The 25260-nt window shown below is 53.9% G+C and carries 20 protein-coding genes; 15 read left to right on the top strand and 5 right to left on the bottom strand.

Annotation, left to right across the window (positions count from 1 at the left end; all coding sequences use genetic code 11):
- Positions 1–244: 244 nt before the first annotated feature.
- Entirely contained in the window at positions 245–973 is a 729-nt protein-coding gene (gene ubiG, locus ACLD4K_RS04950; protein WP_411011476.1) for a bifunctional 2-polyprenyl-6-hydroxyphenol methylase/3-demethylubiquinol 3-O-methyltransferase UbiG, read from the bottom strand.
- A 146-nt stretch (positions 974–1119) separates the two neighbouring features.
- Between ubiG and gyrA the strand changes: the two genes are divergently transcribed.
- Positions 1120–3756 (top strand): DNA topoisomerase (ATP-hydrolyzing) subunit A, encoded by a 2637-nt coding sequence (gyrA, locus tag ACLD4K_RS04945; protein ID WP_001281271.1) that lies wholly within the window; start codon positions 1120–1122, stop codon positions 3754–3756.
- A 117-nt stretch (positions 3757–3873) separates the two neighbouring features.
- On the top strand, positions 3874–6720 hold the full coding sequence (gene rcsC / locus ACLD4K_RS04940; RefSeq protein WP_411011475.1) for a two-component system sensor histidine kinase RcsC: 2847 nt from the start codon (positions 3874–3876) through the stop codon (positions 6718–6720).
- Between the two features lie 103 nt (positions 6721–6823).
- On the opposite strand, the gene rcsB is transcribed toward rcsC, so the two are convergent.
- A complete protein-coding gene (gene rcsB / locus ACLD4K_RS04935; protein ID WP_001061919.1) occupies positions 6824–7474 on the bottom strand; it encodes a response regulator transcription factor RcsB in 651 nt (216 codons plus the stop codon).
- Positions 7475–7490: 16 nt separating this feature from the next.
- Positions 7491–10160, bottom strand: a complete 2670-nt coding sequence (gene rcsD / locus ACLD4K_RS04930; RefSeq protein ID WP_411011474.1) for a phosphotransferase RcsD — start codon at positions 10158–10160, stop codon at positions 7491–7493.
- A 728-nt stretch (positions 10161–10888) separates the two neighbouring features.
- Between rcsD and ACLD4K_RS04925 the strand changes: the two genes are divergently transcribed.
- The 5 genes from ACLD4K_RS04925 (at position 10889) to ACLD4K_RS04905 (ending at position 16706) form a co-directional block, all read left to right on the top strand.
- Positions 10889–12025 carry a porin OmpC gene (locus ACLD4K_RS04925; RefSeq protein WP_000865526.1) on the top strand — a complete coding sequence of 379 codons (1137 nt, stop codon included), beginning with the start codon at positions 10889–10891 and terminating at the stop codon, positions 12023–12025.
- 114 nt (positions 12026–12139) lie between these two features.
- Positions 12140–13192 (top strand): FAD:protein FMN transferase ApbE, encoded by a 1053-nt coding sequence (apbE, locus tag ACLD4K_RS04920; RefSeq protein WP_000784304.1) that lies wholly within the window; start codon positions 12140–12142, stop codon positions 13190–13192.
- A gap of 80 nt (positions 13193–13272) precedes the next feature.
- A complete protein-coding gene (ada, locus tag ACLD4K_RS04915) occupies positions 13273–14334 on the top strand; it encodes a bifunctional DNA-binding transcriptional regulator/O6-methylguanine-DNA methyltransferase Ada (RefSeq protein ID WP_031603929.1) in 1062 nt (353 codons plus the stop codon).
- A gap of 2 nt (positions 14335–14336) precedes the next feature.
- Positions 14337–14987: a DNA oxidative demethylase AlkB gene (gene alkB / locus ACLD4K_RS04910; protein ID WP_411011473.1), complete on the top strand. Its 651-nt coding sequence runs from the start codon at positions 14337–14339 to the stop codon at positions 14985–14987.
- A gap of 75 nt (positions 14988–15062) precedes the next feature.
- Positions 15063–16706: a multidrug ABC transporter permease/ATP-binding protein gene (locus ACLD4K_RS04905; protein WP_411011472.1), complete on the top strand. Its 1644-nt coding sequence runs from the start codon at positions 15063–15065 to the stop codon at positions 16704–16706.
- A gap of 62 nt (positions 16707–16768) precedes the next feature.
- Here the strand turns inward: ACLD4K_RS04905 and ACLD4K_RS04900 are convergent, their stop codons facing one another.
- Together ACLD4K_RS04900 and eco are read right to left on the bottom strand one after the other, a co-directional pair.
- The gene (locus ACLD4K_RS04900; RefSeq protein WP_108638497.1) at positions 16769–18016 is read right to left on the bottom strand and encodes a SulP family inorganic anion transporter; all 1248 of its coding nucleotides are present in this window, start codon (positions 18014–18016) and stop codon (positions 16769–16771) included.
- 184 nt (positions 18017–18200) lie between these two features.
- Positions 18201–18695 (bottom strand): serine protease inhibitor ecotin, encoded by a 495-nt coding sequence (gene eco / locus ACLD4K_RS04895; RefSeq protein ID WP_411011512.1) that lies wholly within the window; start codon positions 18693–18695, stop codon positions 18201–18203.
- A gap of 413 nt (positions 18696–19108) precedes the next feature.
- On the opposite strand from eco, the gene napF reads away from it, so the two are divergent.
- From napF to ACLD4K_RS04855, 8 genes are all read left to right on the top strand, one after another.
- Positions 19109–19600 carry a ferredoxin-type protein NapF gene (gene napF, locus ACLD4K_RS04890; protein ID WP_411011471.1) on the top strand — a complete coding sequence of 164 codons (492 nt, stop codon included), beginning with the start codon at positions 19109–19111 and terminating at the stop codon, positions 19598–19600.
- On the top strand, positions 19590–19853 hold the full coding sequence (gene napD, locus ACLD4K_RS04885) for a chaperone NapD (RefSeq protein WP_108638495.1): 264 nt from the start codon (positions 19590–19592) through the stop codon (positions 19851–19853). Before napF ends, napD begins: the two co-directional genes overlap by 11 nt.
- Positions 19850–22336, top strand: coding sequence for a nitrate reductase catalytic subunit NapA (gene napA / locus ACLD4K_RS04880; RefSeq protein WP_000778097.1), 2487 nt, complete (start codon positions 19850–19852; stop codon positions 22334–22336). The genes napD and napA overlap by 4 nt, the downstream gene beginning before the upstream one ends.
- 6 nt (positions 22337–22342) lie before the next feature.
- Entirely contained in the window at positions 22343–23038 is a 696-nt protein-coding gene (gene napG, locus ACLD4K_RS04875; RefSeq protein WP_000091679.1) for a ferredoxin-type protein NapG, read from the top strand.
- Positions 23025–23894, top strand: coding sequence for a quinol dehydrogenase ferredoxin subunit NapH (napH, locus tag ACLD4K_RS04870; protein WP_000013528.1), 870 nt, complete (start codon positions 23025–23027; stop codon positions 23892–23894). Before napG ends, napH begins: the two co-directional genes overlap by 14 nt.
- Positions 23895–24009: 115 nt before the next feature.
- The gene (gene napB / locus ACLD4K_RS04865; RefSeq protein WP_000835182.1) at positions 24010–24459 is read left to right on the top strand and encodes a nitrate reductase cytochrome c-type subunit; all 450 of its coding nucleotides are present in this window, start codon (positions 24010–24012) and stop codon (positions 24457–24459) included.
- Positions 24460–24468: 9 nt separating this feature from the next.
- Complete coding sequence (gene napC / locus ACLD4K_RS04860; protein ID WP_000431778.1) at positions 24469–25071, top strand: cytochrome c-type protein NapC; 603 nt, start codon at positions 24469–24471, stop codon at positions 25069–25071.
- A 20-nt stretch (positions 25072–25091) separates the two neighbouring features.
- The coding region (locus ACLD4K_RS04855) for an ATP-binding cassette domain-containing protein (RefSeq protein WP_411011511.1) at positions 25092–25260 on the top strand (169 nt) is incomplete at its 3' end.

Below are 25260 nucleotides of genomic sequence, written 5' to 3'. Positions count from 1 at the left end.
ATAAGTGAAACGCTATATGGTGAGTATTCTAGTAGGGATTCTTTTGAGTACAAGAGTTGATTTTGGCGTTAAATTGCGGTTGTAAAAGAGTAAGAATCGCTAAATGCGCGTCTGATAAGGCCTGGAGAGGATGTCAACAATTCATAAAAAAAAATCAAAATTTGATCGAATGCTGATTTCTTCATCGAAGAGAAAGGTTGCGCCCGATGATCTAACGCAACCCTTATAGGAAAATTCTTTGATGTCAGGCTTTTTTAGCGCGGGTATGCAACATGTAGTTAACGTCTACTCCGGGACCGAGTTTGAAAGTATTGGTTATCGGGTTGTAGTGCAGCCCGGTGATATGTTGCTCTTTCAGGACGGTTTCATCTACCCAGCTTAACAGTTCAGCAGGCTTAATGAATTTCTTCACGTCGTGCGTGCCTTTTGGCACCATGCGCAGAATATACTCAGCGCCGACAACCGCCATCAGCCAGGATTTCCCATTGCGGTTCAACGTTGAGAAGAACACCTCGCCGCCGGGTTTAACCAGTTGGGCGCAGGCGTGGACCACCGATTGCGGATCGGGAACATGCTCCAGCATTTCCATACAGGTGACGACGTCGTATTGCTGGGCGTGTTTTGCCGCATGTTCCTCAACCGTCTCCTGCACGTACTCTACCTCGATGCCGCTTTCCAGCGCATGCAGTTTGGCGACCTGCAAAGGCTCAAAGCCCATATCCAGCCCGGTGACGGTTGCGCCTTCACGTGCCATACTTTCCGCCAGAATGCCGCCGCCGCAGCCGACGTCGAGTACCTTTTTACCGAACAGGCCGCCTGAGCGCTCAGTAATGTAGCCAAGGCGTAGAGGGTTGATGCGATGCAATGGCTTGAATTCGCCCTCCAGATCCCACCAGCGCGACGCGACGGCTTCGAATTTGGCAATTTCTTCATGGTCAACGTTATGGCGTTCCGGCGCTTTTTCGGCATTCATAGGGGCTTCTACTCCTTATTTAGCAAGACAAATAAGTATATCAGGCATTCCCGGCGAATAAACGGTATTGGTTTACCTCAATCAACGCGGTTGTGTTATAATTTGCGACCTTTGAATCCGGGATACAGTAGAGGGATAGCGGTTAGATGAGCGACCTTGCGAGAGAAATTACACCGGTCAACATTGAGGAAGAGCTGAAAAGCTCCTATCTGGATTATGCGATGTCGGTCATTGTTGGCCGTGCGCTGCCGGATGTCCGAGATGGCCTGAAGCCGGTACACCGTCGCGTACTTTACGCCATGAACGTATTGGGCAATGACTGGAACAAAGCCTATAAAAAATCTGCCCGTGTCGTTGGTGACGTAATCGGTAAATACCATCCCCACGGCGATTCCGCAGTGTATGACACCATCGTTCGTATGGCGCAGCCATTTTCGCTGCGTTACATGCTGGTGGATGGTCAGGGTAACTTCGGTTCTATTGACGGCGACTCCGCGGCGGCAATGCGTTATACGGAGATCCGTCTGGCGAAAATCGCCCACGAACTGATGGCCGATCTCGAAAAAGAGACGGTGGATTTCGTGGATAACTATGACGGTACGGAAAAAATTCCGGACGTCATGCCGACCAAAATTCCGAATCTGCTGGTGAACGGTTCTTCCGGTATCGCAGTTGGTATGGCGACGAATATCCCGCCGCACAACCTGACGGAAGTGATTAACGGCTGCCTGGCGTATATCGACAACGAAGACATTAGCATTGAAGGGCTGATGGAACATATTCCGGGTCCGGACTTCCCGACCGCCGCGATCATCAACGGTCGTCGTGGTATCGAAGAAGCCTACCGTACCGGTCGTGGCAAAGTGTACATCCGCGCCCGCGCGGAAGTTGAAGCTGACGCGAAAACGGGCCGTGAAACCATCATCGTCCATGAAATTCCCTATCAGGTAAACAAAGCGCGCCTGATCGAGAAAATCGCCGAGCTGGTGAAAGATAAACGCGTGGAAGGCATCAGCGCGCTGCGTGACGAATCCGACAAAGACGGGATGCGCATCGTGATTGAAGTGAAACGCGATGCGGTGGGCGAGGTGGTGCTTAATAATCTCTACTCCCAGACCCAGCTACAGGTTTCCTTCGGTATTAACATGGTGGCGCTGCATCACGGCCAGCCGAAGATCATGAACCTGAAAGACATCATTTCAGCGTTCGTGCGCCACCGCCGTGAAGTGGTGACGCGTCGTACTATTTTTGAACTGCGTAAAGCCCGTGACCGTGCGCATATCCTTGAAGCTCTGGCGATTGCGCTGGCCAACATCGACCCGATTATCGAACTGATTCGCCGCGCGCCGACGCCGGCGGAAGCGAAAGCGGCGCTGATCTCGCGTCCGTGGGATCTGGGCAACGTTGCTGCGATGCTGGAGCGCGCCGGTGATGACGCCGCGCGTCCGGAATGGCTGGAGCCAGAATTTGGCGTGCGTGACGGTCAGTACTACCTGACTGAACAGCAGGCGCAGGCGATTCTGGATCTGCGTTTGCAGAAACTGACCGGCCTGGAGCATGAAAAACTGCTCGACGAATACAAAGAGTTGCTGGAGCAGATTGCTGAACTGCTGCACATTCTGGGCAGCGCCGATCGCCTGATGGAAGTGATCCGCGAAGAGATGGAGTTAATTCGCGATCAGTTCGGCGATGAGCGTCGTACCGAAATCACCGCCAACAGCGCCGATATTAATATCGAAGATCTGATTAGCCAGGAAGATGTTGTCGTGACGCTGTCTCACCAGGGTTACGTCAAATATCAACCGCTGACGGATTACGAAGCACAACGTCGTGGTGGGAAAGGTAAATCTGCCGCGCGTATTAAAGAAGAAGACTTTATCGACCGCCTGCTGGTGGCCAACACCCATGACACCATCCTCTGCTTCTCCAGCCGGGGCCGTCTGTACTGGATGAAGGTCTATCAGTTGCCGGAAGCCAGTCGTGGCGCGCGCGGTCGTCCGATCGTTAACCTGCTGCCGCTGGAAGCCAACGAACGTATCACCGCAATTCTGCCGGTTCGTGAGTACGAAGAAGGCGTCAACGTCTTCATGGCGACCGCCAGCGGTACCGTGAAGAAAACGGCGCTGACCGAGTTCAGCCGTCCGCGTTCCGCCGGTATTATCGCGGTGAACCTCAACGACGGCGACGAGCTGATTGGCGTTGACCTGACTTCTGGTTCTGACGAAGTCATGCTGTTCTCGGCCGCGGGTAAAGTGGTGCGCTTCAAAGAAGACGCCGTCCGTGCGATGGGGCGTACCGCGACCGGTGTGCGCGGTATTAAGCTGGCGGGAGACGATAAAGTCGTCTCTCTGATCATCCCACGCGGCGAAGGCGCTATTCTGACCGTAACGCAAAACGGCTACGGGAAGCGTACCGCAGCGGACGAGTACCCGACCAAGTCTCGCGCGACGCAGGGCGTTATCTCTATCAAAGTGACCGAGCGCAACGGTTCCGTTGTCGGCGCGGTACAGGTAGACGATTGCGACCAGATCATGATGATCACGGATGCCGGTACTCTGGTGCGTACCCGAGTGTCCGAGATCAGCGTAGTGGGACGTAATACCCAGGGCGTTATCCTTATCCGCACGGCGGAAGATGAAAACGTGGTGGGTCTGCAACGCGTTGCTGAACCGGTAGATGACGAAGAACTCGACGCTATCGATGGCAGCGTGGCGGAAGGGGATGAGGATATCGCCCCGGAAGCGGAAAGCGATGACGACGTTGCGGATGACGCTGACGAGTAATGTTATTGCTGTGCGAGGGCCGGATATCCGGCCCTTTTTCTTTGCCGTTGCGGGCTACGTCATTTACCGCTACCTTAGTCACATTCTATTTACATCCTGAGGCGGAGCTTCGCCCCTTTGAAATACCTTGCTTCCTTTCGAACTACGCTGAAAGTCTCGCGCTACTTATTCAGAGCGTTAGCGTTACTCATTTGGCTCTTAATCGCCTTTGTTTCGGTGTTTTACATCGTCAATGCCCTGCACCAGCGGGAATCTGAAATTCGTCAGGAGTTCAACCTTAGCTCCGATCAGGCGCAGCGTTTTATCCAGCGCACGTCGGATGTGATGAAAGAGCTCAAATATATCGCCGAGAACCGTTTAACGGCGGAAAACGGCGTCATGTCGTCGCGTGCGCGTGATGACAAAATGGTGGTGCCGGACTTTGAACCGCTATTCGCCGACTCAGACTGTGCGGCGATGGGCTCCGCCTGGCGCGGATCGCTGGAGTCGCTGGCCTGGTTTATGCGTTACTGGCGCGACAACTTTTCAGCGGCGTATGATCTTAACCGCGTTTTCCTGATTGGCAGCGATAACCTCTGTATGGCGAATTTCGGCCTGCGTGAAATGCCCGTGGAGCGCGATGATGCGTTAAAAGCGTTACATGAGCGGATTATGAAATACCGCAACGCGCCGCAGGAAGAAAGTGGGAATAACCTTTTCTGGATAAGCCAGGGCGCGCGTCAGGGCGTGGGCTATTTTTATGCGCTGACGCCGGTGTATCTGGCCAACCGTCTGCAGGCGCTGCTGGGCGTCGAGCAGCCCATCCGCATGGAAAATTTTTTCACGCCCGGCAGTTTGCCGATGGGCGTCACCATTATTGATGAGAACGGCCATTCGCTGATTTCGTTGACCGGTCCTGACGGCATTATTAAAGCGGAGCCGCGCTGGATGCAGGAGCGCTCCTGGTTTGGTTATACGCCAGGTTTTCGCGAACTGGTGCTCAAAAAAAGCCTGCCGCCATCCTCGCTCAGTATTGTCTATTCTGTGCCTGTAGATTTAGTCCTGGAGCGTATTCGTATTCTTATCCTGAACGCTATCCTGCTGAACGTGCTGGTGGGCGCAGGGCTGTTTACGCTTGCGCGGATGTATGAGCGGCGAATTTTCATTCCGGCGGAGAGCGATGCTCAGCGCCTGGAAGAGCATGAACAGTTCAACCGTAAAATCGTCGCCTCCGCGCCGGTGGGAATCTGTATTCTGCGCACTATTGATGGTGTCAATATACTGAGTAACGAACTGGCGCACACCTACCTGAACATGCTCACGCATGAAGACAGACAGCGCCTGACGCAAATCATTTGCGGCCAGCAGGTTAACTTCGTTGATGTATTGACCAGCAATAATACCAATTTGCAAATTAGCTTCGTCCATTCCCGCTATCGCAATGAAAACGTCGCGATTTGCGTGTTGGTAGATGTGAGTACGCGCGTCAAAATGGAAGAGTCGCTGCAGGAGATGGCGCAGGCGGCGGAACAGGCAAGCCAGTCTAAATCCATGTTCCTTGCGACGGTCAGCCATGAATTGCGCACACCGCTGTACGGTATCATTGGCAATCTCGATCTGCTGCAAACCAAAGAGCTGCCAAAAGGCGTGGATCGTCTGGTCACGGCGATGAATAACTCCTCCAGTCTGTTGCTGAAAATTATCAGCGACATTCTCGACTTCTCGAAAATTGAGTCGGAACAGCTAAAGATTGAGCCGCGCGAATTTTCACCGCGAGAGGTGATGAATCATATCACCGCCAATTATCTGCCGCTGGTGGTGCGTAAGCAGCTCGGCCTGTATTGTTTTATTGAGCCTGACGTGCCGGTATCGCTGAACGGCGACCCGATGCGTTTACAGCAGGTCATTTCAAACCTGTTGAGCAACGCCATTAAGTTTACCGATATTGGCTGCATCGTGCTGCATGTGCGCTGTGATGGGGATTATCTCAGCATTCGCGTGCGGGATACCGGGGTTGGTATTCCGACAAAAGAGGTGGTTCGCCTGTTCGATCCCTTCTTCCAGGTGGGAACCGGCGTACAGCGTAACTTTCAGGGGACCGGTCTGGGGCTGGCGATTTGCGAAAAATTGATCAGCATGATGGACGGCGATATTTCCGTCGATTCGGAGCCTGGAATGGGAAGCCAGTTTACGCTGCGCATCCCGCTTTATGGCGCGCAATACCCTGTGAAAAAGGGCGTGGAAGGACTCGCCGGAACCTGCTGTTGGCTGGCGGTGCGCAATACTTCTTTGTGCCAGTTTATTGAGACCAGTCTGGCGCGTAGCGGCGTTCATACGCAGCGTTATGAAGGGCAAGAGCCCGCCGCGGACGATATTTTGATTGTCGATGACGCGCTGGAGCATACCTGGCAGGGGAGGGCGGCGGTCGTCTTTTGCCGCCGTCATATTGGGATTCCGTTGGAAAGAGCGTCGGGCGAGTGGGTGCATAGTGTGGCGTCGGTGCATGAGTTGCCCGCGCTGTTGGCGCGTATCTATAGTATTGAGCTGGATAGTGAAGCGCTTTCCAGCGCATTGCCGACGACGGATAAAACCGCAGATTCAAATGACGACATGATGATTCTGGTCGTTGACGATCATCCGATCAATCGCCGTTTGCTGGCCGATCAACTGGGATCGCTGGGGTATCAGTGTAAGACAGCCAATGATGGCGTGGACGCTCTGAATGTGCTGAGTAAAAATGCTATCGATATTGTTCTGAGCGATGTGAACATGCCGAACATGGACGGCTACCGCCTGACGCAGCGTATCCGTCAGCTTGGGCTGACGCTGCCGGTCGTCGGCGTGACGGCGAACGCGCTGGCGGAAGAGAAACAACGCTGCCTGGAGTCCGGTATGGACAGCTGTTTGTCGAAGCCTGTGACGCTGGATGTGTTGAAACAGACGCTGGCGGTGTATGCCGAACGGGTACGTAAAACGCGGGCATAAAAAATGCCGGATGGCGGCGTCGCCTGATCCGGCCTGCAAAAGATGAGTCGACTGGTAGGCCTGATAAGCGTAGCGCCATCAGGCTGGGTAACGTAAAAGCGATTTATTCTTTGTCTGTCGGACTCAGGGTGACGGAAGAGAGATAGTTGAGCAGCGCGATATCATTCTCTACGCCCAGTTTCATCATCGCCGATTTCTTCTGGCTGCTGATGGTCTTAATGCTGCGGTTGAGCTTTTTGGCGATTTCGGTGACCAGGAAGCCCTCGGCGAACAGGCGTAATACTTCGCTCTCTTTTGGCGACAGGCGCTTATCGCCGTAACCGCCTGCGCTGATTTTCTCCAGCAGACGAGAAACGCTTTCTGGGGTGAATTTTTTGCCTTTTTGCAGCGCGGCCAGCGCCTTAGGCAGATCGGTTGGCGCACCCTGCTTGAGTACGATCCCTTCAATATCAAGATCCAACACGGCGCTCAGGATCGCCGGATTGTTGTTCATGGTCAGAACGATAATAGACAGGCTCGGAAAATGACGCTTGATGTACTTGATCAAGGTGATCCCATCGCCGTATTTATCTCCCGGCATGGAGAGGTCAGTGATCAACACATGCGCATCTAATTTCGGCAGGTTGTTGATCAATGCTGTGGAATCTTCAAATTCGCCGACAACATTCACCCACTCGATTTGTTCAAGTGATTTGCGAATACCGAACAGTACAATCGGGTGGTCATCGGCAATAATTACGTTCATATTGTTCATGTATTGGGCTACCTTGCTACAGCAAGCTTTTGACGTAGGCGTCAATGTCGCTGATATATTTTTCTATACCTGGAGCATCTTTCTCACGAATCAGATGTTCCAGCGTTTCACATAACTGCTTGCCGGGTACCAGATTAAGCATGGCAAACACCCCTTTCAGGCGGTGGGCCGTTTGGGCCAGCGCAGCGAAATCGCTGGTTGCCGCCTCAGTATACAACCTCTTAACATCATCCGGTACTGTGTCTACAAATAGCGCATAATAGCCGCTGGCATGAAGCTCGGCATTTTCATCTCCGCCGAGCGGGGAGGCGGGAATCTCTTCCTGCGCCAGTTGCTCTTCGATAAGTTGTAGTACAGCTTCCTGCATAGCATTGCTCATATTAAAGTTGACGCGCAACTGACCCGGGCCAATTTTCCGCACGCCTGACTCATCATCGCTTAAAAGCAAGCCCGAGGCAGTAAGATTAGACGGATTATCCGTTAAAAAGAGATCATATTCTTGACTTATCTGCCTTTCATCCGGCGTGATGCAGGTGGCGCCCCAGTTTTCTAACTGACGCAGCACAATCGCGCGAACCTCGTTGGACGTCACATCGACCATCACGCTCACGTCGTCCAGCAGGCGCTCTTCGACCTGAGTATGCTGATCGTGAGGAAGCATTTTGACATGAACGGTATAGCGCGTGCCCAGCGTTTCCCGCGCTTTAATGTTGAGATGACCGCCCAGTTTGCGCGCCAGTTGATTGCACAGCCAGAAGGTGAGCGGATTCGCTTTGCCGTAACGGTCGCCCTGCGTTTCATTCATATACGGGAAATGCAGATTATCAATCTCGTTTAACGTTACGCCTTCGCCCGTATCCAGAATACGGAAAGTCAGACGCTCCGCGATAGATTCATCCTGCTCGACTTCAAGCGTAATTTTACCCATAGCGGTCGTTGTGACGGCATACTGAATCAACAGTAGCAAAATCCGGCGTAGGGCGTCGCGATCGCCCCAGCGTTCATCGTTGCCGCTAAGATGGTTATTAATCAGCAGTTGCAGCCCTTTACGTTTAATGGCGGGCAGCACTTCCGGCACGACTTCGTCAATAAGATCCTGCAGGGAGAACAGCGTTGCTTCGCTCTTCCATGCGTCATTTTCCAGCATATTCGCCAGTTGGATTTCATCGATCATACGTACCAATACATCCGCCTGATCCGCCAGTTTCAGGCTTTCCGGCATGGTGACTGCCGCGGCGTTAACCGCCAGTTGGCGTACGGGTTCTTTAAGCGTGTCGCTGATATTTTGCATAAAGGCGGCGCGGCCCTGCTGATTCTTCTCATACAAACGCTGCGCCTGTTTAAGCTTCTTATTCACCAGCACTTCCCGGTCCTGATCGCGAATAATAAAGATCTGCGTGCGGGGAGCGATCTGGCTGCGAAACAGACGGATCTCATACAGTTCGTTATTAATTGTCGCCTGAATCACGCCCTGATGCTGTTCCGCCATGCTGGTAATATTTTGCAGGTTAAGATGCGGCAACAGATGATCGGCGATTTTATTGCTGATCACGGTGCGGTTTCCTTCCTGATCGTAGACCAGCAGACCCAGCGGCAGCAGAGAAACGATCTCTTCATTAATGGCGCGTAAGACGCGAAGCTCGTTATTCGCCGCGTTGCCGGATGTCGATTCCGTCGTCCGTCCCGGCTGATGACGGAACGTAGCGTAGCCAAATAACGCCAACGCCAGCAGCCCGATGTTCAGCAGTAAAGGCAGCAGAATATTTTGCAACGTATCAAGCAAAAGCGTACCGAACGGTACCTGCCAGATCAGGCGCATTCCGGTAGAGTTAAGCGCTGAGGAGATCTCAATTTTTGAACCGTTAAAGCTAATCGTGACGCTATCAGGCGCTTCCTTTTCACTGCTTCGCCCCGTCGCCTGGGTTGCGTCAGGTTCTATCCGAAAACTGTCCAGCGGCATTCCCGGCGGGATTAAATCATTAATGGGCAGATCAAACGCCACCACGGTCGCCAGATGTCCTGGCTGATTGAAGGTCGTGCGCAGCGTAAAATAGTGACCGTTTTGCCAGGCCAGTTTTCGCAATGAGGAGAAACTTTCGCGCTCATCCAGCGCATTCGCCTGCTGCAACATCTCTGCCCGGCGGGAATCGACGATATTGCCAATAGTGGACTCTTTAAAGCCGGAAGAGAGATCTTTCAACGGTAGGGTAGAGATAAGAATTAGGCTGTTATCCTGTCCGTTGAGATAATACATTGACCACGGCACGTTTTCCGCGCCCCACAGCGTATCCAGATAGCTTGACATACGCTGCGTCATTTCCAGCGTGGCGCTGTCATGGGAACCGAAAATCAGCGCTTCAGTTTTACGTCGCGGCTTTTCAAGATAATACACATCCTGCTTCAGACGCGTTTCCTGAAGTCCTTCACCTGTCGATGGCGTAGTGATCGCGGCGATGTTGTCATAAATTTGCCAGGTAACATACCGCCAGGTATCAACGCGTTTATGAATAGCGTGGGTGATATCGACAATTTGATAGCTTTTGTCTTTCAACCAGGCGTTGACGGCGCTCTGCACCATAACGCCCATCGTTACCAGCAGCACAATGATCAGCAATAAGAAGAAACGGGTAATGCTTCCCGGTAGAAGGGAGAATCGGGTAGAGACCGTTGTGTCAGACTGACTCATTTATGTTTACGACCTGTAAAAGCAACGCTGAAGGTGAAGGGCAGTATAAAGGGTAATGAATGAATTTCCAGACTCTTACGTCATGCCGGGCAACTTAACACGCGCTCCGTCGGCGGGACGGGAAAAGCGTACAACTTTCGCAGAACGGTACAAATATAAAGACTACTTATAAATGTTTAGCACTAAATATCAAGAAATTATTTGCTAATGCCTTACGAACGGTCGAGCAGGGGATTGTAGTGAATAACCGTGATAGTTTTAGGCAGGTAGCATAAATCAGCCGGGTGTGTCTGAAAAAGGGTAAAAAAAACCGAATGCGAAGCATCCGGTTGAAATAGGGGTAAACAGACATTCAGAAGTGAATGACGGTAATAAATAAAGTTAATGATGATAGCGGTCACTATTTTAGTTGCGAATGAAGATTCTGTTTTATCATTCAGTGCTATGAATTTCATCAATTTAACCTGTTGATTTTAAAAGTTTCGTGAATATATTTTGTCTATTTGTGCTTATTTTCACTTGATTTTTGCTTTAAAAAAGTTCCGTAAAATTCATATTTAGAAACATCTATGTAGATAATTGTAACATCTTAAAAGTTTTAGTATCATATTCGTGTTGGATTATTCTGTATTTTTGCGGAGAATGGACTTGCCGACTGGTTAATGAGGGTTAACCAGTAAGCAGTGGCATAAAAAAGCAATAAAGGCATATAACAGAGGGTTAATAACATGAAAGTTAAAGTACTGTCCCTCCTGGTACCAGCTCTGCTGGTGGCGGGCGCAGCGAATGCGGCTGAAATTTATAATAAAGACGGCAACAAATTAGACCTGTTTGGTAAAGTTGATGGCCTGCACTACTTCTCTGACGACAAAGGCAGCGACGGCGACCAGACCTACATGCGTATCGGCTTCAAAGGCGAAACGCAGGTGAACGATCAGCTGACCGGTTATGGCCAGTGGGAATATCAGATTCAGGGCAACCAGACTGAAGGCAGCAACGACTCCTGGACGCGTGTGGCGTTTGCGGGTCTGAAATTCGCTGACGCAGGTTCCTTCGATTATGGTCGTAACTACGGCGTAACCTATGACGTGACCTCCTGGACCGACGTTCTGCCGGAGTTCGGCGGCGACACCTACGGCGCTGACAACTTTATGCAGCAGCGTGGTAACGGCTATGCTACCTACCGTAACACCGACTTCTTCGGCCTGGTGGATGGTCTGGACTTCGCGTTGCAGTATCAGGGCAAAAACGGCAGCGTGAGCGGTGAAAACACCAACGGTCGCAGCCTGCTGAACCAGAACGGTGACGGTTACGGCGGATCGCTGACTTATGCAATCGGCGAAGGCTTCTCTGTCGGTGGCGCTATCACCACGTCTAAACGTACTGCCGATCAGAACAACACCGCTAACGCTCGCCTGTATGGTAACGGCGATCGCGCCACGGTTTACACCGGCGGCCTGAAATACGATGCGAACAACATCTATCTGGCAGCGCAGTATTCTCAGACCTATAACGCAACCCGTTTTGGTACCTCTAACGGCAGCAACCCGTCCACCTCTTACGGTTTTGCCAACAAAGCGCAGAACTTTGAAGTGGTTGCTCAGTACCAGTTCGACTTTGGTCTGCGTCCGTCTGTAGCTTACCTGCAGTCTAAAGGTAAGGACATCAGCAACGGTTACGGCGCCAGCTATGGCGACCAGGACATCGTAAAATACGTTGATGTCGGCGCGACTTACTACTTCAACAAAAACATGTCCACCTATGTTGATTACAAAATCAACCTGCTGGATAAAAACGACTTTACCCGCGATGCGGGCATCAACACCGACGACATCGTAGCGCTGGGTCTGGTTTACCAGTTCTAATCAGCAAAAGATGTTGCTAAAGGGCCTGCGGGCCCTTTTTTCATGCCTTATTCCGGCGTACAAATACGACGTTTTGATATACGCTTGCGTCCATTCGAATGAGGATAAACAGCGATGAAAATGACTTTTTGCCGGGCCGTGTGTCTGGCGGCGGCTTTTTTACTTATGGGCTGCGATGAGGCTCCCGAAACGACAACAGCGTCACCTGCCGCTCAGGTGCTGGAAGGTAAAACGATGGGGACCCTCTGGCGGGTGAGCGTGGTTGGTATCGATGCGAAACGCGCCGCAGAGTTACAGACTAAAATCCAGACTCAGCTTGATGCTGATGATTGGTTGCTTTCCACCTATAAAAATGACTCCGCGCTAATGCGTTTTAACCATTCACGCAGTCTTGCGCCCTGGCCGGTCAGCGAAGCCATGGCGGATATCGTGACCTCGGCGCTGCGTATTGGCGCGAAGACGGATGGCGCGATGGATATCACCGTGGGCCCGCTGGTCAATCTGTGGGGGTTTGGACCGGATCGGCAGCCGCTGCATATCCCAACACCAGCACAAATCGATGCGGCAAAAGCGAAAACAGGCCTGCAACATTTGCAGGTTATCGACAGGGCTGGACATCAGTTTTTGCAAAAAGATCTGCCGGATCTTTATGTTGATCTCTCCACGGTCGGGGAGGGCTATGCGGCGGATCACCTGGCGCGTCTGATGGAGCAGGAGGGCATTGCGCGTTATCTGGTCTCGGTGGGCGGCGCATTAAGCAGTCGCGGGATGAATGCGCAAGGGCTGCCGTGGCGCGTCGCGATTCAGAAGCCGACCGACCGGGAAAACGCGGTGCAGGCGATTGTGGATATCAACGGGCATGGCATCAGCACCTCCGGCAGCTACCGCAACTATTATGAGCTGGATGGCAAGCGCGTATCGCACGTTATCGATCCGCAAACGGGGCGCCCCATTGAACACAACCTGGTATCGGTTACGGTCATCGCGCCAACGGCGCTGGAAGCGGACGGCTGGGACACCGGCCTGATGGTGCTCGGTACACAAAAGGCGCAAGAGGTCGTGCGGCGGGAAGGGCTGGCGGTCTTTATGATCATGAAAGAAGGTGAAGGCTTTAAAACCTGGATGTCGCCGCAGTTCAAAACATTCCTGGTGAGCGATAAGAATTAAAACGCAAGATTACGGGTTTTTGTGGGCGGATTTACGGACACACTGCATGTAAGCAAGCACTATGCTTAATGAAGGAGTCTATGATGAAAAAAGCGTTACTTACCGATGATGAATGCTGGCTGCGGGTGCAGGCGCGCGATGCCAGCGCGGACGGGCGTTTCGTTTTTGCGGTGCGAACCACCGGCGTTTTTTGCCGCCCTTCTTGTCGCTCGAAGCGGGCGTTACGTAAAAATGTTCGCTTTTTTGCCAACGCGCAGCAGGCGCTGGACGCCGGTTTTCGCCCCTGCAAGCGCTGTCAGCCGGATAATGCGCGCGCGCAGCAACGGCGGTTGGATAAGATTGCCTGCGCCTGCCGTTTACTTGAGCAGGAGACGCCGGTAACGCTGGCGTCTCTGGCGCAGGCGGTGGCGATGAGTCCGTTTCATCTGCACCGTCTGTTTAAAGCGAGCACCGGAATGACGCCGAAAGGGTGGCAGCAGGCGTGGCGCGCCCGGCGGCTGCGTGAGGCGTTGGCGAAAGGAGAGCAGATCACGGCGGCTATTTACCGCGCCGGCTTCCCGGATAGCAGTAGCTACTACCGTCATGCCGACCAGACGCTGGGCATGACGGCAAAACAGTTTCGCAAAGGCGGCGATAATGTCTCCGTTCGCTATGCGCTGACGGACTGGGTTTACGGACGGTGCCTGGTGGCGGAAAGCGAGCGGGGGATTTGCGCGATTCTCCCCGGTGATAGCGACGACGCGCTACTGGCTGAATTACACACCCTTTTCCCGACGGCCCGCCACGCACCTGCTGACGCGCCTTTTCAGCAACGGGTGCGGCAGGTTGTCGCGGCTATCAACACACGCGATGTGCTGCTCTCGTTGCCGCTGGATATTCAGGGAACCGCGTTTCAACAGCAGGTCTGGCAGGCGTTATGCGCGATTCCCTGCGGCGAAACCGTAAGCTATCAACAGCTTGCCGCGACTATCGGCAAACCTACGGCAGTACGCGCGGTCGCCAGCGCGTGCGGCGCGAATAAACTGGCGATGGTGATCCCGTGTCATCGGGTCGTGCGTCGCGATGGCGCGCTCTCCGGTTATCGTTGGGGCGTGCGTCGAAAAGCGCAGCTATTAAAGCGAGAAGCGCAAAAAGAGGAGTAGCAATGCTGGATCTATTTGCTGATGAAGCGCCCTGGCAAGAGCCCCTGGCGCCTGGCGCGGTGGTGTTGCGCCGCTTTGCGTTTCGCGCGGCGCAGTCGCTATTAGACGATATCGGGTTTGTCGCCAGTCAGTCTCCGTTTCGTCAGATGGTGACGCCGGGCGGCTACACCATGTCGGTGGCGATGACCAACTGCGGCGCGTTAGGGTGGACCACCGATCGTCACGGTTATTGTTATGCCGTGTGCGATCCGTTGACCGGTAAACCCTGGCCTGCGCTGCCGTTATCGTTTGCCAGCGTATGTCGTCAGGCGGCAATCGCGGCAGGGTATGCGAGCTTCCAATCGGACGCCTGCCTGATCAATCGCTACGCGCCCGGCGCAAAACTGTCGCTGCATCAGGATAAAGACGAGCCGGATCTGCGCGCGCCTATCGTCTCAGTTTCGTTGGGGGTGCCGGCGGTTTTTCAGTTTGGCGGCCTGCGTCGCAGCGATCCGCTCCAGCGGATCTTACTGGAGCATGGCGATATCGTGGTCTGGGGCGGCGAGTCCCGCCTGTTTTATCATGGTATCCAGCCGCTTAAAGCGGGCTTTCATCCCATGACCGGTGAATTTCGTTACAATCTCACCTTCCGTCAGGCGGCTGAAAAAGAATAAAAATAAGAATTATTATTGCTGTGCAGGTGGAGTTAGTTAAACTGCAGGCTGTTATTATCGGTCCGGGTTGTATGCATGGAACTTCTTATTCTTGTCTGGCGGCAGTACCGCTGGCCATTTATTAGCGTGATGGCGCTGAGCCTCGCCAGCGCGGCGCTGGGGATTGGCCTGATCGCGTTTATCAATCAGCGCCTGATTGAAACGGTGGATACCACCGTCATGGTGCTGCCGGAATTTCTCGGTCTGCTCCTGTTACTAATGGTCGTCACATTAGGTTCCCAACTGGCGCTCACCACTCTGGGACACCATTTCGTTTACCGCCTGCGCAGCGAATTTATCAAGCGCATTCTGGATACGCACGTTGAACGTATTGAGCAACTGGGCAGCGCCTCTTTACTGGCCGGTCTGACCAGCGATATTCGCAATATTACTATCGCCTTTGTGCGTCTGCCTGAGCTGGTACAGGGCATTATCCTCACCGTCGGCTCGGCGGCGTATCTGGCGATGCTATCGACAAAAATGTTGCTGGTTACGGCTATCTGGATGGCGATCACTATCTGGGGCGGATTTGTGCTGGTGGCGCGGGTTTACCAGCATATGGCGACCCTGCGCGAGACCGAAGATAAGCTGTACAACGACTATCAGACGGTGCTGGAAGGACGCAAAGAGCTGACGCTAAACCGCGAGCGTGCGGAGCAGATTTTTCAGCAATGCTATATCCCGGACGCCAAAGAGTACCGTCATCACATTATCCGTGCCGATACTTTTCACCTGAGCGCCGTCAACTGGTCGAATATCATGATGCTGGGGGCGATAGGCCTGGTCTTCTGGATGGCGAATAGTCTCGGCTGGGCGGATACCAATGTCGCGGCAACCTATTCACTGACGTTGCTGTTCCTGCGCACGCCGCTGCTGTCTGCGGTGGGGGCGTTGCCAACGCTACTGACCGCCCAGGTGGCGTTTAATAAACTGAATAAATTCGCGCTCGCCCCGTATAAGCCTGATTTTCCGCAGCCGAAAGCCTTTCCGGGCTGGAAGACGCTGGAGCTGCGCAACGTGGTTTTTCACTATCAGGATAACGCGTTTTCCGTGGGGCCCATCAACCTGACGATTCACCGCGGCGAACTGCTGTTTTTAATTGGCGGCAACGGTAGCGGGAAATCGACGCTGGCCATGTTATTGACCGGTTTATACCAGCCGCAATCGGGAACGATTTTACTTGATGGTCAACCCATTGCCGCCGGACAGCCGGAAGATTATCGCAAACTGTTTTCTGCGGTGTTCACCGATGTGTGGTTATTCGACCGCCTGCTGGGGCCGCAGGGGAAACCCGCCAATCCTGCGCTGGTCGAAAAGTGGCTTGAGCACCTGAAAATGACGCACAAGCTGGAGCTAAACGACGGGCGCATTTTGAATCTTAAACTGTCGAAAGGGCAAAAAAAGCGCATTGCGCTGCTGCTGGCGCTGGCGGAAGAGCGCGATATTATTTTGCTGGATGAGTGGGCCGCCGACCAGGACCCGCATTTCCGCCGGGAGTTTTATCAGGTACTGTTGCCGTTAATGCAGGAAATGGGCAAAACCATTTTCGCTATCAGCCATGATGATCACTATTTTATTCACGCCGATCGTCTGCTTGAAATGCGCAACGGACAGCTAACCGAACTCACCGGCGACGAACGTGACGCCGCCTCGCGTGATGCGGTTGCGCGTACTGCGTAATGCGACTATTGTGCCGGATAAGGCGCTATCCGGCATGGTTAATATGTTGACGCCTGGTCGAGTTATTTTTCTGGGGCGGGTGAGGGGACTTCTGCTGTCGCCGCGTTTTTCCGCCTGACAATGCGCGGAAGCAGCAGCATAGCGATAACCCCCGCGACGACGCCGATCGCCAGATTTGCCGTATAGACCGTTGCCGCCACGGTAATCAGCATTACCAGTGTTTCTGCGACTGGCAAACGCGCCAGCGTGGCGGGTCGAATGCTGTGCCAGCTAAAGGTTTTCACTGCCACAATCGCCATAATACCTGCCAGCACCGCCATCGGGATCTTCGCCATCACCTCGCTGAGCGCCGTGACCAGCAGTAACAACACTATGCCGGCGGCCAGCGTCGAGACGCGACTGCGGCCTTTCCCCATTTCAACGTTGACAATGGTCTGGCCAATCATCGCACAACCGGCAATACCGCCGTAAAAACCGGCCAGGATATTCGCGATACCCAGCCCGGCGCTTTCTCGTTTTTTATTCGATGGCGTCGCCGTCAGATCGTCCACCAGTTTCGCTGTCAGCAGCGACTCCATCAGGCCGACAAAGGCGATGCTTAACGCACAGGGCCAGATAATCGCCAGCGTGTGCCAGTTAAGCGGGACGGTCAGCAGCGTCAGACCTGGCAGTCCGCTACTCATGGGACCCTCATCGCCGACGGTAGGCAGCAGTTGCCCGGTTGTAGCGGTAAACACGGTCAGCAGAACGATGGCAATTAACGGCGCGGGAATGCTTTTAATCACGCGCGGCGCCCACAATACAATCAGCAGCGTCAGGACAAACAGTCCCCAGATTAACGGACTTTTACTCCAGAAGTGCGGCACCTGCGCAAAGAAAATCAAAATGCCGAGCGCGTTAACAAATCCGGTCATCACGGCGGTAGGAATAAAGCGCATCAGCCTCGCCATTCCCAGCACGCCGAACAGGATCTGAATAACGCCGGCCAGCACTACCGCTGGCAAAATATACTGTACGCCATGCTGGCTGACCATGGGACCGATGACCAGCGCGACGGAACCTGCCGCCGCCGTGACCATTGCCGGACGGCCGCCTAACACGGACATCGCCAGACACAGCACCACGGAAGCGATCAGGCTGACTTTAGGGTCAACGCCCGCAATAACTGAAAAGGAGATCACTTCCGGGATCAGCGCCAGCGCGGTAATTACGCCAGCCAGCGTTTCGCGAACCAACAGGCGCGGAGAACGTATTACACGGCTAACGGCATATTCCGTAGCGGTAGTCGAGGGGGAAGACGTTGCAGACATAAACACTCTCAGGTCAAATCAGGCCTGATTACAGCAGACCGACAGGCGTCCGTGCGGCGAATAGTAAAGCGCCGCATAGTACCTGTCCCACGAGCGGGTTTCCAGAAGTGTTTTACGCATCACCCGATAAAAAGAAACCCGCATCGTGGCATCGACTGTGGGGCAGATGTCCGATAAGGGAAAGTTATCGCGTGACGGCGTTCTGTACGTTAGCGTCCGCTTTCCAGATGCGGTATTTCACGTCCACATTCGCCGGGGTATACACCACGATCGGCAGCTTGCTGTTGTAGCGCAGCATCCCGTCTTCACCCAGCCAGGCGGTGACGAATTTTTGCTCTTTTTTACCTTCAGGGCAGGCCATCATGGTTGATACCGGAGAGGTGACGTTATCAAAGACATAATAGTCGTAGCCCCAGCCTTCCAGCGTTTTTGTTTCCAGCGTGCCGCCGAGGCGATGCTGGTTACAATCCACATTCAGCGTTTGACCAATCAACAGTTCCACTTTGAGGGTAGATTCATCCTGCTGAGGGGTAAGGGTTATCACTTGCCGCTTCATTCCTTTTTTCGCCTGCGGATAGGGGGCGATTTTCTCCAGCGGCTGGGCGGTATCACCATTGTTAGCCCAGGCAGAGGCGCTGGCGAGGGCGGCGAAGACGACGGCAGGGACAAACATCTTCATTTGATTGTTCACAGTATTTCCTTTCTGCTGTTTTCAGTATGCACGGACAACAGATTAACATATTCATATTATCTATTAATCTGTATTTACTCATATTTTTAAGATTATTAATAAAATAGTGTCTTTTTATATAGTGGAATATTCTGATATTGATAATGTAAATGAAATTATCAGCTATTAGTGGTTTTCGTTATATAAATAGCTATATAACTCATTGAAATGTGAGAAAAAGCACGTTTACGAGTCTTTACCCGGCACTCTTTTGATCCGGCAACAGCATTTACCTCTATCGGGGTATGCATCTCTTACACATCCTGAAATATCTTATTTACAAAAATAACTACTCATAAATTGTACGGTTTTTATTGGTATTCACTCCCTATGGAAGCGTGTTGTTATGGAAGGGCGATATCATGGTTGATTTATCCCGTCGAAGCATGTTGACCGGCAGTTGGCGCAACGCCAGCAATGGGATTCTTCCGCCGTGGGCCAGAGAAACAACCTATTTTCTCGTACATTGTCTGCGTTGCGACGCCTGCATCCAGGCGTGTGAGGCCGACATCCTGCAGCGAGGGACGGGGGGATATCCGAGCGTAGATTTCAAACGGGGCGAGTGCAGCTTTTGTTATGCCTGTGCGCAGGCCTGTACCGAATCGCTTTTTCTCCCGCGTCACACCAGGGCCTGGGATCTGGTTTTTACGCTCACGGAAAACTGCCTCGCCAGGCAATCGGTTGAATGCCATCGTTGCCAGGACAGTTGTGAACCTATGGCCATTACCTTTCGTCCCACGTTATCCGGCATTTACCAGCCGCAGCTTGACCCGCAGACCTGTAACGGATGCGGGGCGTGTGTGGCTATCTGTCCCGTGTCAGCCATCAAAGCGGAGAACCACCATGCGCACTAACTGGCAGGTCTGTAGCCTGGTTGTGCAGGCCAAAAGTCAGAACATCGCTGCCATTGGCACACAGTTGAATACGTTGCCGGGTTGCGAAGTCGCGTTAAGCGACGCTGAAAGCGGGCAACTGATCGTGGTGGCGGAAGCAGATCAGAGTGAAACGCTGATGCAAACAATTGAGTCAGTACGCAATGTCGAGGGCGTACTGGCGGTGTCGCTGGTTTATCACCAGCAGGATGAGCAAGGTGAGGAAACACCATGAAACTCAGTCGTCGTAGCTTTATGAAAGCTAACGCCGTTGCGGCCGCTGCGGCGGCTGCCGGTCTGAGCGTGCCGGGCGTCGCCCGCGCCGTTGTCGGGCAGCAGGAAGCCATCAAATGGGATAAAGCGCCGTGCCGTTTTTGCGGAACGGGGTGCGGTGTGTTAGTGGGCACGCAGCAGGGCCGTGTGGTCGCCTGCCAGGGCGACCCCGACGCGCCGGTCAACCGTGGTCTGAACTGCATTAAAGGCTACTTCCTGCCCAAAATCATGTACGGTAAAGATCGTCTGACGCAGCCGATGCTGCGCATGAAAGACGGCAGCTATCACAAAGACGGCGAGTTTACGCCGGTGAGCTGGGAACAGGCCTTCGATGTGATGGAAGAGAAGTTTAAAACCTCCCTGAAAGAGAAAGGACCAGAAGCGATCGGCATGTTTGGATCGGGTCAATGGACCATCTGGGAAGGCTATGCCGCCGCGAAACTGTTCAAGGCTGGTTTCCGCTCTAACAACATTGACCCGAATGCGCGTCACTGCATGGCCTCGGCGGTGGTGGGCTTTATGCGCACCTTTGGCATGGATGAACCGATGGGCTGCTACGACGATATTGAGCAGGCCGATGCGTTTGTGCTGTGGGGTTCCAACATGGCGGAGATGCACCCGATTTTATGGTCGCGCATCACTAACCGCCGTTTGTCCGACCCGAACGTGAAGGTTGCCGTCCTCTCCACCTTCCAGCACCGTAGCTTTGAGCTGGCGGACAACGGTATTGTCTTTACCCCGCAAAGCGATCTGGTGATCCTGAACTATATCGCGAATTACATTATTCAGAACAACGCGGTAAATCAGGATTTCTTCACAAAGCATGTGAACCTGCGTAAAGGGGCGACGGATATCGGCTACGGCTTACGCCCGACGCACCCGCTGGAAAAAGCGGCGAAGAATCCGGGCTCCGATGCTTCCGAGCCGATGAGCTTCGACGAGTATAAAGCCTTCGTGGCGGAATATACGCTGGACAAGACCGCTGAAATGACCGGCGTGCCGAAAGATCAACTGGAACAGTTGGCGCAGCTCTACGCCGATCCGAATAAGCGCGTGATCTCTTACTGGACGATGGGTTTTAACCAGCATACTCGCGGCGTGTGGGCGAATAACCTGGTTTACAACCTCCATCTGCTGACCGGAAAAATCTCCCAGCCTGGCTGCGGTCCTTTCTCGCTGACCGGCCAGCCTTCCGCCTGCGGTACGGCGCGTGAAGTGGGAACCTTCTCACACCGTCTGCCCGCAGACATGGTCGTGACGAACGAAAAACACCGTGATATCTGCGAAAAACACTGGCAGATCCCCGCTGGCACTATTCCGGCAAAAGTGGGTTTACACGCGGTGGCGCAGGATCGCGCGTTGAAAGACGGCAAGCTGAACGTCTACTGGGTAATGTGTAATAACAATATGCAGGCCGGGCCGAACATCAATGAAGATCGGATGCCGGGCTGGCGCGATCCGCGTAACTTTATCATTGTCTCCGATCCTTACCCGACGGTGAGCGCGCTGTCTGCGGATCTGATCCTGCCGACCGCCATGTGGGTTGAGAAAGAAGGCGCTTACGGCAACGCCGAACGCCGCACGCAGTTCTGGCGTCAGCAAATTAAAGCGCCGGGCGAAGCTAAATCCGACCTCTGGCAACTGGTGCAGTTCTCCCGTCGTTTTAAAACCGAGGAGGTCTGGCCGGAGGCGTTGCTGGCCCAGAAGCCGGAGCTGCGCGGTAAAACGCTGTATGACGTTCTGTTCGCCACGCCGGCGGTCAGCAAATTCCCGCTGAGCGAGCTGAAAGAGGATCAGTTAAACGATGAGTCTCGTGAGCTGGGCTTCTATCTGCAAAAAGGGTTGTTTGAAGAATACGCCTGGTTTGGACGTGGCCACGGGCACGATCTGGCGCCGTTCGACGATTACCACAACGCGCGCGGTCTGCGCTGGCCGGTCGTCGAAGGCAAAGAGACGCAATGGCGTTACAGCGAAGGCAACGACCCGTATGTAAAAGCGGGGGAAGGGTACAAATTCTACGGTAAACCGGATGGCAAAGCGGTGATCTTCGCGCTGCCATTTGAACCCGCGGCGGAGTCGCCGGACAACGAGTACGATCTGTGGCTTTCCACCGGTCGCGTGCTGGAACACTGGCATACCGGCAGTATGACGCGCCGCGTGCCTGAATTGCATCGCGCCTTCCCGGAAGCGGTGGTCTTTATTCACCCGCTGGATGCGAAAGCGCGCGATCTGCGTCGTGGGGATAAGGTTAAAGTGTCATCCCGCCGCGGTGAAGTGATTTCGATTGTCGAAACGCGTGGACGTAACCGTCCGCCGCAGGGACTGGTGTATATGCCGTTCTTCGATGCCGCTCAGCTAGTGAACAACCTGACGCTGGATGCGACGGACCCGCTCTCTAAAGAGACGGACTTCAAGAAGTGCGCCGTTAAGCTGGCGAAGGTGTAACGCGTTATGTCCCGTACAGCGAAACCCCAAAATGGCCGCCGCCGCTTTCTGCGTGATGTTGTGCGCACAGCGGGCGGGCTGGCGGCGGTTGGCGTAGCGCTGGGCTTGCAACAGCAAACCGCGCGCGCAACGGGCGTGCGGCTGCGTCCGCCTGGCGCGCTGAATGAAAATGTCTTCGCCAGCGCCTGTGTGCGCTGCGGGCAGTGCGTTCAGGCGTGTCCATACGACACGCTAAAACTGGCGACGCTGGCCTCCGGGCTATCGGCAGGCACGCCCTATTTCGTCGCTCGCGACATCCCCTGCGAAATGTGTGAAGACATTCCGTGCGCCAAAGTCTGCCCCAGCGGGGCGCTGAATAAAGATATCGCCTCCATTGATGACTCGCGTATGGGGCTGGCGGTGCTGCTGGATCAGGAAAACTGCCTCAACTTTCAGGGGCTGCGCTGCGACGTTTGTTACCGCGAATGCCCGAAAATCGATGAGGCCATCACGCTGGAGCTGGATCGCAACATGCGCACCGGCAAACATGCGCGCTTTCTGCCCACTGTACACAGCGACGCCTGTACCGGCTGCGGCAAATGCGAAAAAGTCTGTGTACTGGAGCAACCAGCGATAAAAGTGTTGCCGTTGTCATTGGCGAAAGGGGAGTTAGGACACCATTACCGCTTCGGCTGGCTGGAGGGGAAAGATGGCAAATCGTAAACGCGACGCCGGGCGAGAAGCGCGGGCGAAAAAAGGCTGGTGGCGTAGCCACCGTTGGCTGGTGTTACGCCGTATCAGCCAGTTTATGGTGCTGGGGATGTTTCTCAGCGGCCCGTGGCTGGGCTTTTGGGTTTTGCATGGCAACTACAGCAGTAGTTTGCTGTTCGATACCCTCCCGTTGACCGATCCGCTGATTACCCTGGAAAGTCTCGCCAGTGGACATCTTCCCGCTACCGTGGCGCTGACGGGAGCAGTGATTATCGCTGTGCTGTATGCGCTGGCGGGAAAGCGATTATTTTGCAGTTGGGTTTGCCCGCTAAACCCCGTTACCGATTTGGCTAACTGGATGCGCAGGAAATTTGACCTGAACCAGTCTGCGACGATTCCACGCCATATACGGTACGTCCTTCTGGTGGTGGTGTTAATCGGTTCGGCGTTGACCGGCACGCTGCTGTGGGAATGGATTAATCCCGTGTCGCTGTTAGGCCGTAGTCTGATTATGGGATTTAGTAGCGGCGCGTTGCTGATTATTGCTTTGTTTTTATTTGATTTATTAGTCGTTGAGCACGGTTGGTGCGGTCATATTTGCCCGATGGGCGCGTTGTATGGCGTGCTGGGCAGTAAAGGCGTAGTGACCGTGACGGCCAAAAAACGTGAGAAATGTAATCGCTGTATGGATTGTTTTCATGTTTGCCCGGAACCGCATGTGCTACGTGCGCCGGTGCTGGATGAGCAAAGCCCGGCGCAGGTCACTCACCGCGACTGCATGACCTGCGGTCGCTGCGTGGATGTCTGTTCTGAGGATGTTTTTACAATAACGATACACAACATCATTCGGGATGCATCGCGGCGGTAAGCGAGGAAATCCCCGGGAGCATAGATAACGATGTGACTGGGATTTTCGAGCGCAGCCAACAAAGAGGCAGCTCGAAGGATGAAGTGTAAATGCGATGGAGTTCGGGAGCGAAACAATGAAAAGCCATGACCTGATGAAAGCGCTGTGTCAATGGATGGCCACGCTTGCCCTGGTGGTAAGTGGTGCGGTTTGGGCGGCAAACGGAGTGGATCTGAGCCAGTCGCCGGAAGTATCCGGGACGCAGGAAGGGGCGATTCGTATGCCGAAAGAGCAGGAACGTATGCCGCTAAATTACGTCAACCAGCCGCCGATGATCCCGCACAGCGTCGAGGGCTACCAGGTGACGACCAATACCAACCGCTGTCTGCAATGCCACGGCGTGGAAAGTTATCGTACGACGGGCGCGCCGCGTATCAGTCCGACGCACTTTATGGACAGCGACGGTAAAGTGTCGGGCAACGTCGCGCCGCGTCGTTATTTCTGCCTGCAGTGCCACGTACCGCAGTCTGATACCGCGCCGATTATCGACAATACCTTTACCCCCTCGCAAGGTTACGGGAAATAAGAGGTCATTATGGAAAATTCTAACCGTAAACCTGGCTGGATAAAGCGCGTCTGGCGATGGTGGCGCAGCCCCAGCCGCCTGGCGTTGGGGACGCTGCTGTTAATCGGTTTTATCGGCGGCATCATCTTCTGGGGCGGCTTCAATACCGGAATGGAAAAGGCTAACACCGAAGAGTTTTGTATTAGCTGCCATGAAATGCGCAACACGGTGTATGAGGAGTATATGGAAACCGTCCACTACAACAACCGTAGCGGCGTTCGTGCCACCTGTCCTGACTGCCATGTGCCGCATGAGTGGGGGCCGAAGATGATCCGTAAGATCAAAGCCAGTAAAGAGCTGTACGCGAAGGTATTTGGGCTGATAGATACACCGCAGAAATTTGAAGCTCATCGCCTGACAATGGCACAAAATGAGTGGCGGCGCATGAAAGACAACAACTCGCAGGAATGCCGTAACTGCCACAATTTCGATTTTATGGATCTGACCGCGCAAAAAGGCGTCGCGGCGAAAATGCACGATCAGGCGGTCAAAGACGGACAGACCTGTATCGATTGCCACAAAGGGATCGCGCATAAACTGCCGGATATGCGTGATGTTAAACCAGGTTTCTGACAGGACGTTGATGAGTGGGAATGCTTGAAGCCAGAGATCTGTACTGCGAGCGGGACGAGAGGACGCTGTTCAGTGGGCTGTCGTTCACCGTGGACGTCGGGGAGTGGGTGCAGGTCACCGGCGGCAACGGCGCCGGAAAAACCACCCTGCTGCGCCTGCTGACCGGGCTGGCGCGCCCGGACGGCGGCG

The organism is Salmonella sp. 741265055_HSA, from assembly GCF_046569525.1.
Taxonomy (GTDB): domain Bacteria; phylum Pseudomonadota; class Gammaproteobacteria; order Enterobacterales; family Enterobacteriaceae; genus Salmonella; species Salmonella enterica.
Note: the sequence above shows the minus strand (reverse complement) of the source record. Positions and strands in the feature narration are given on the sequence as shown.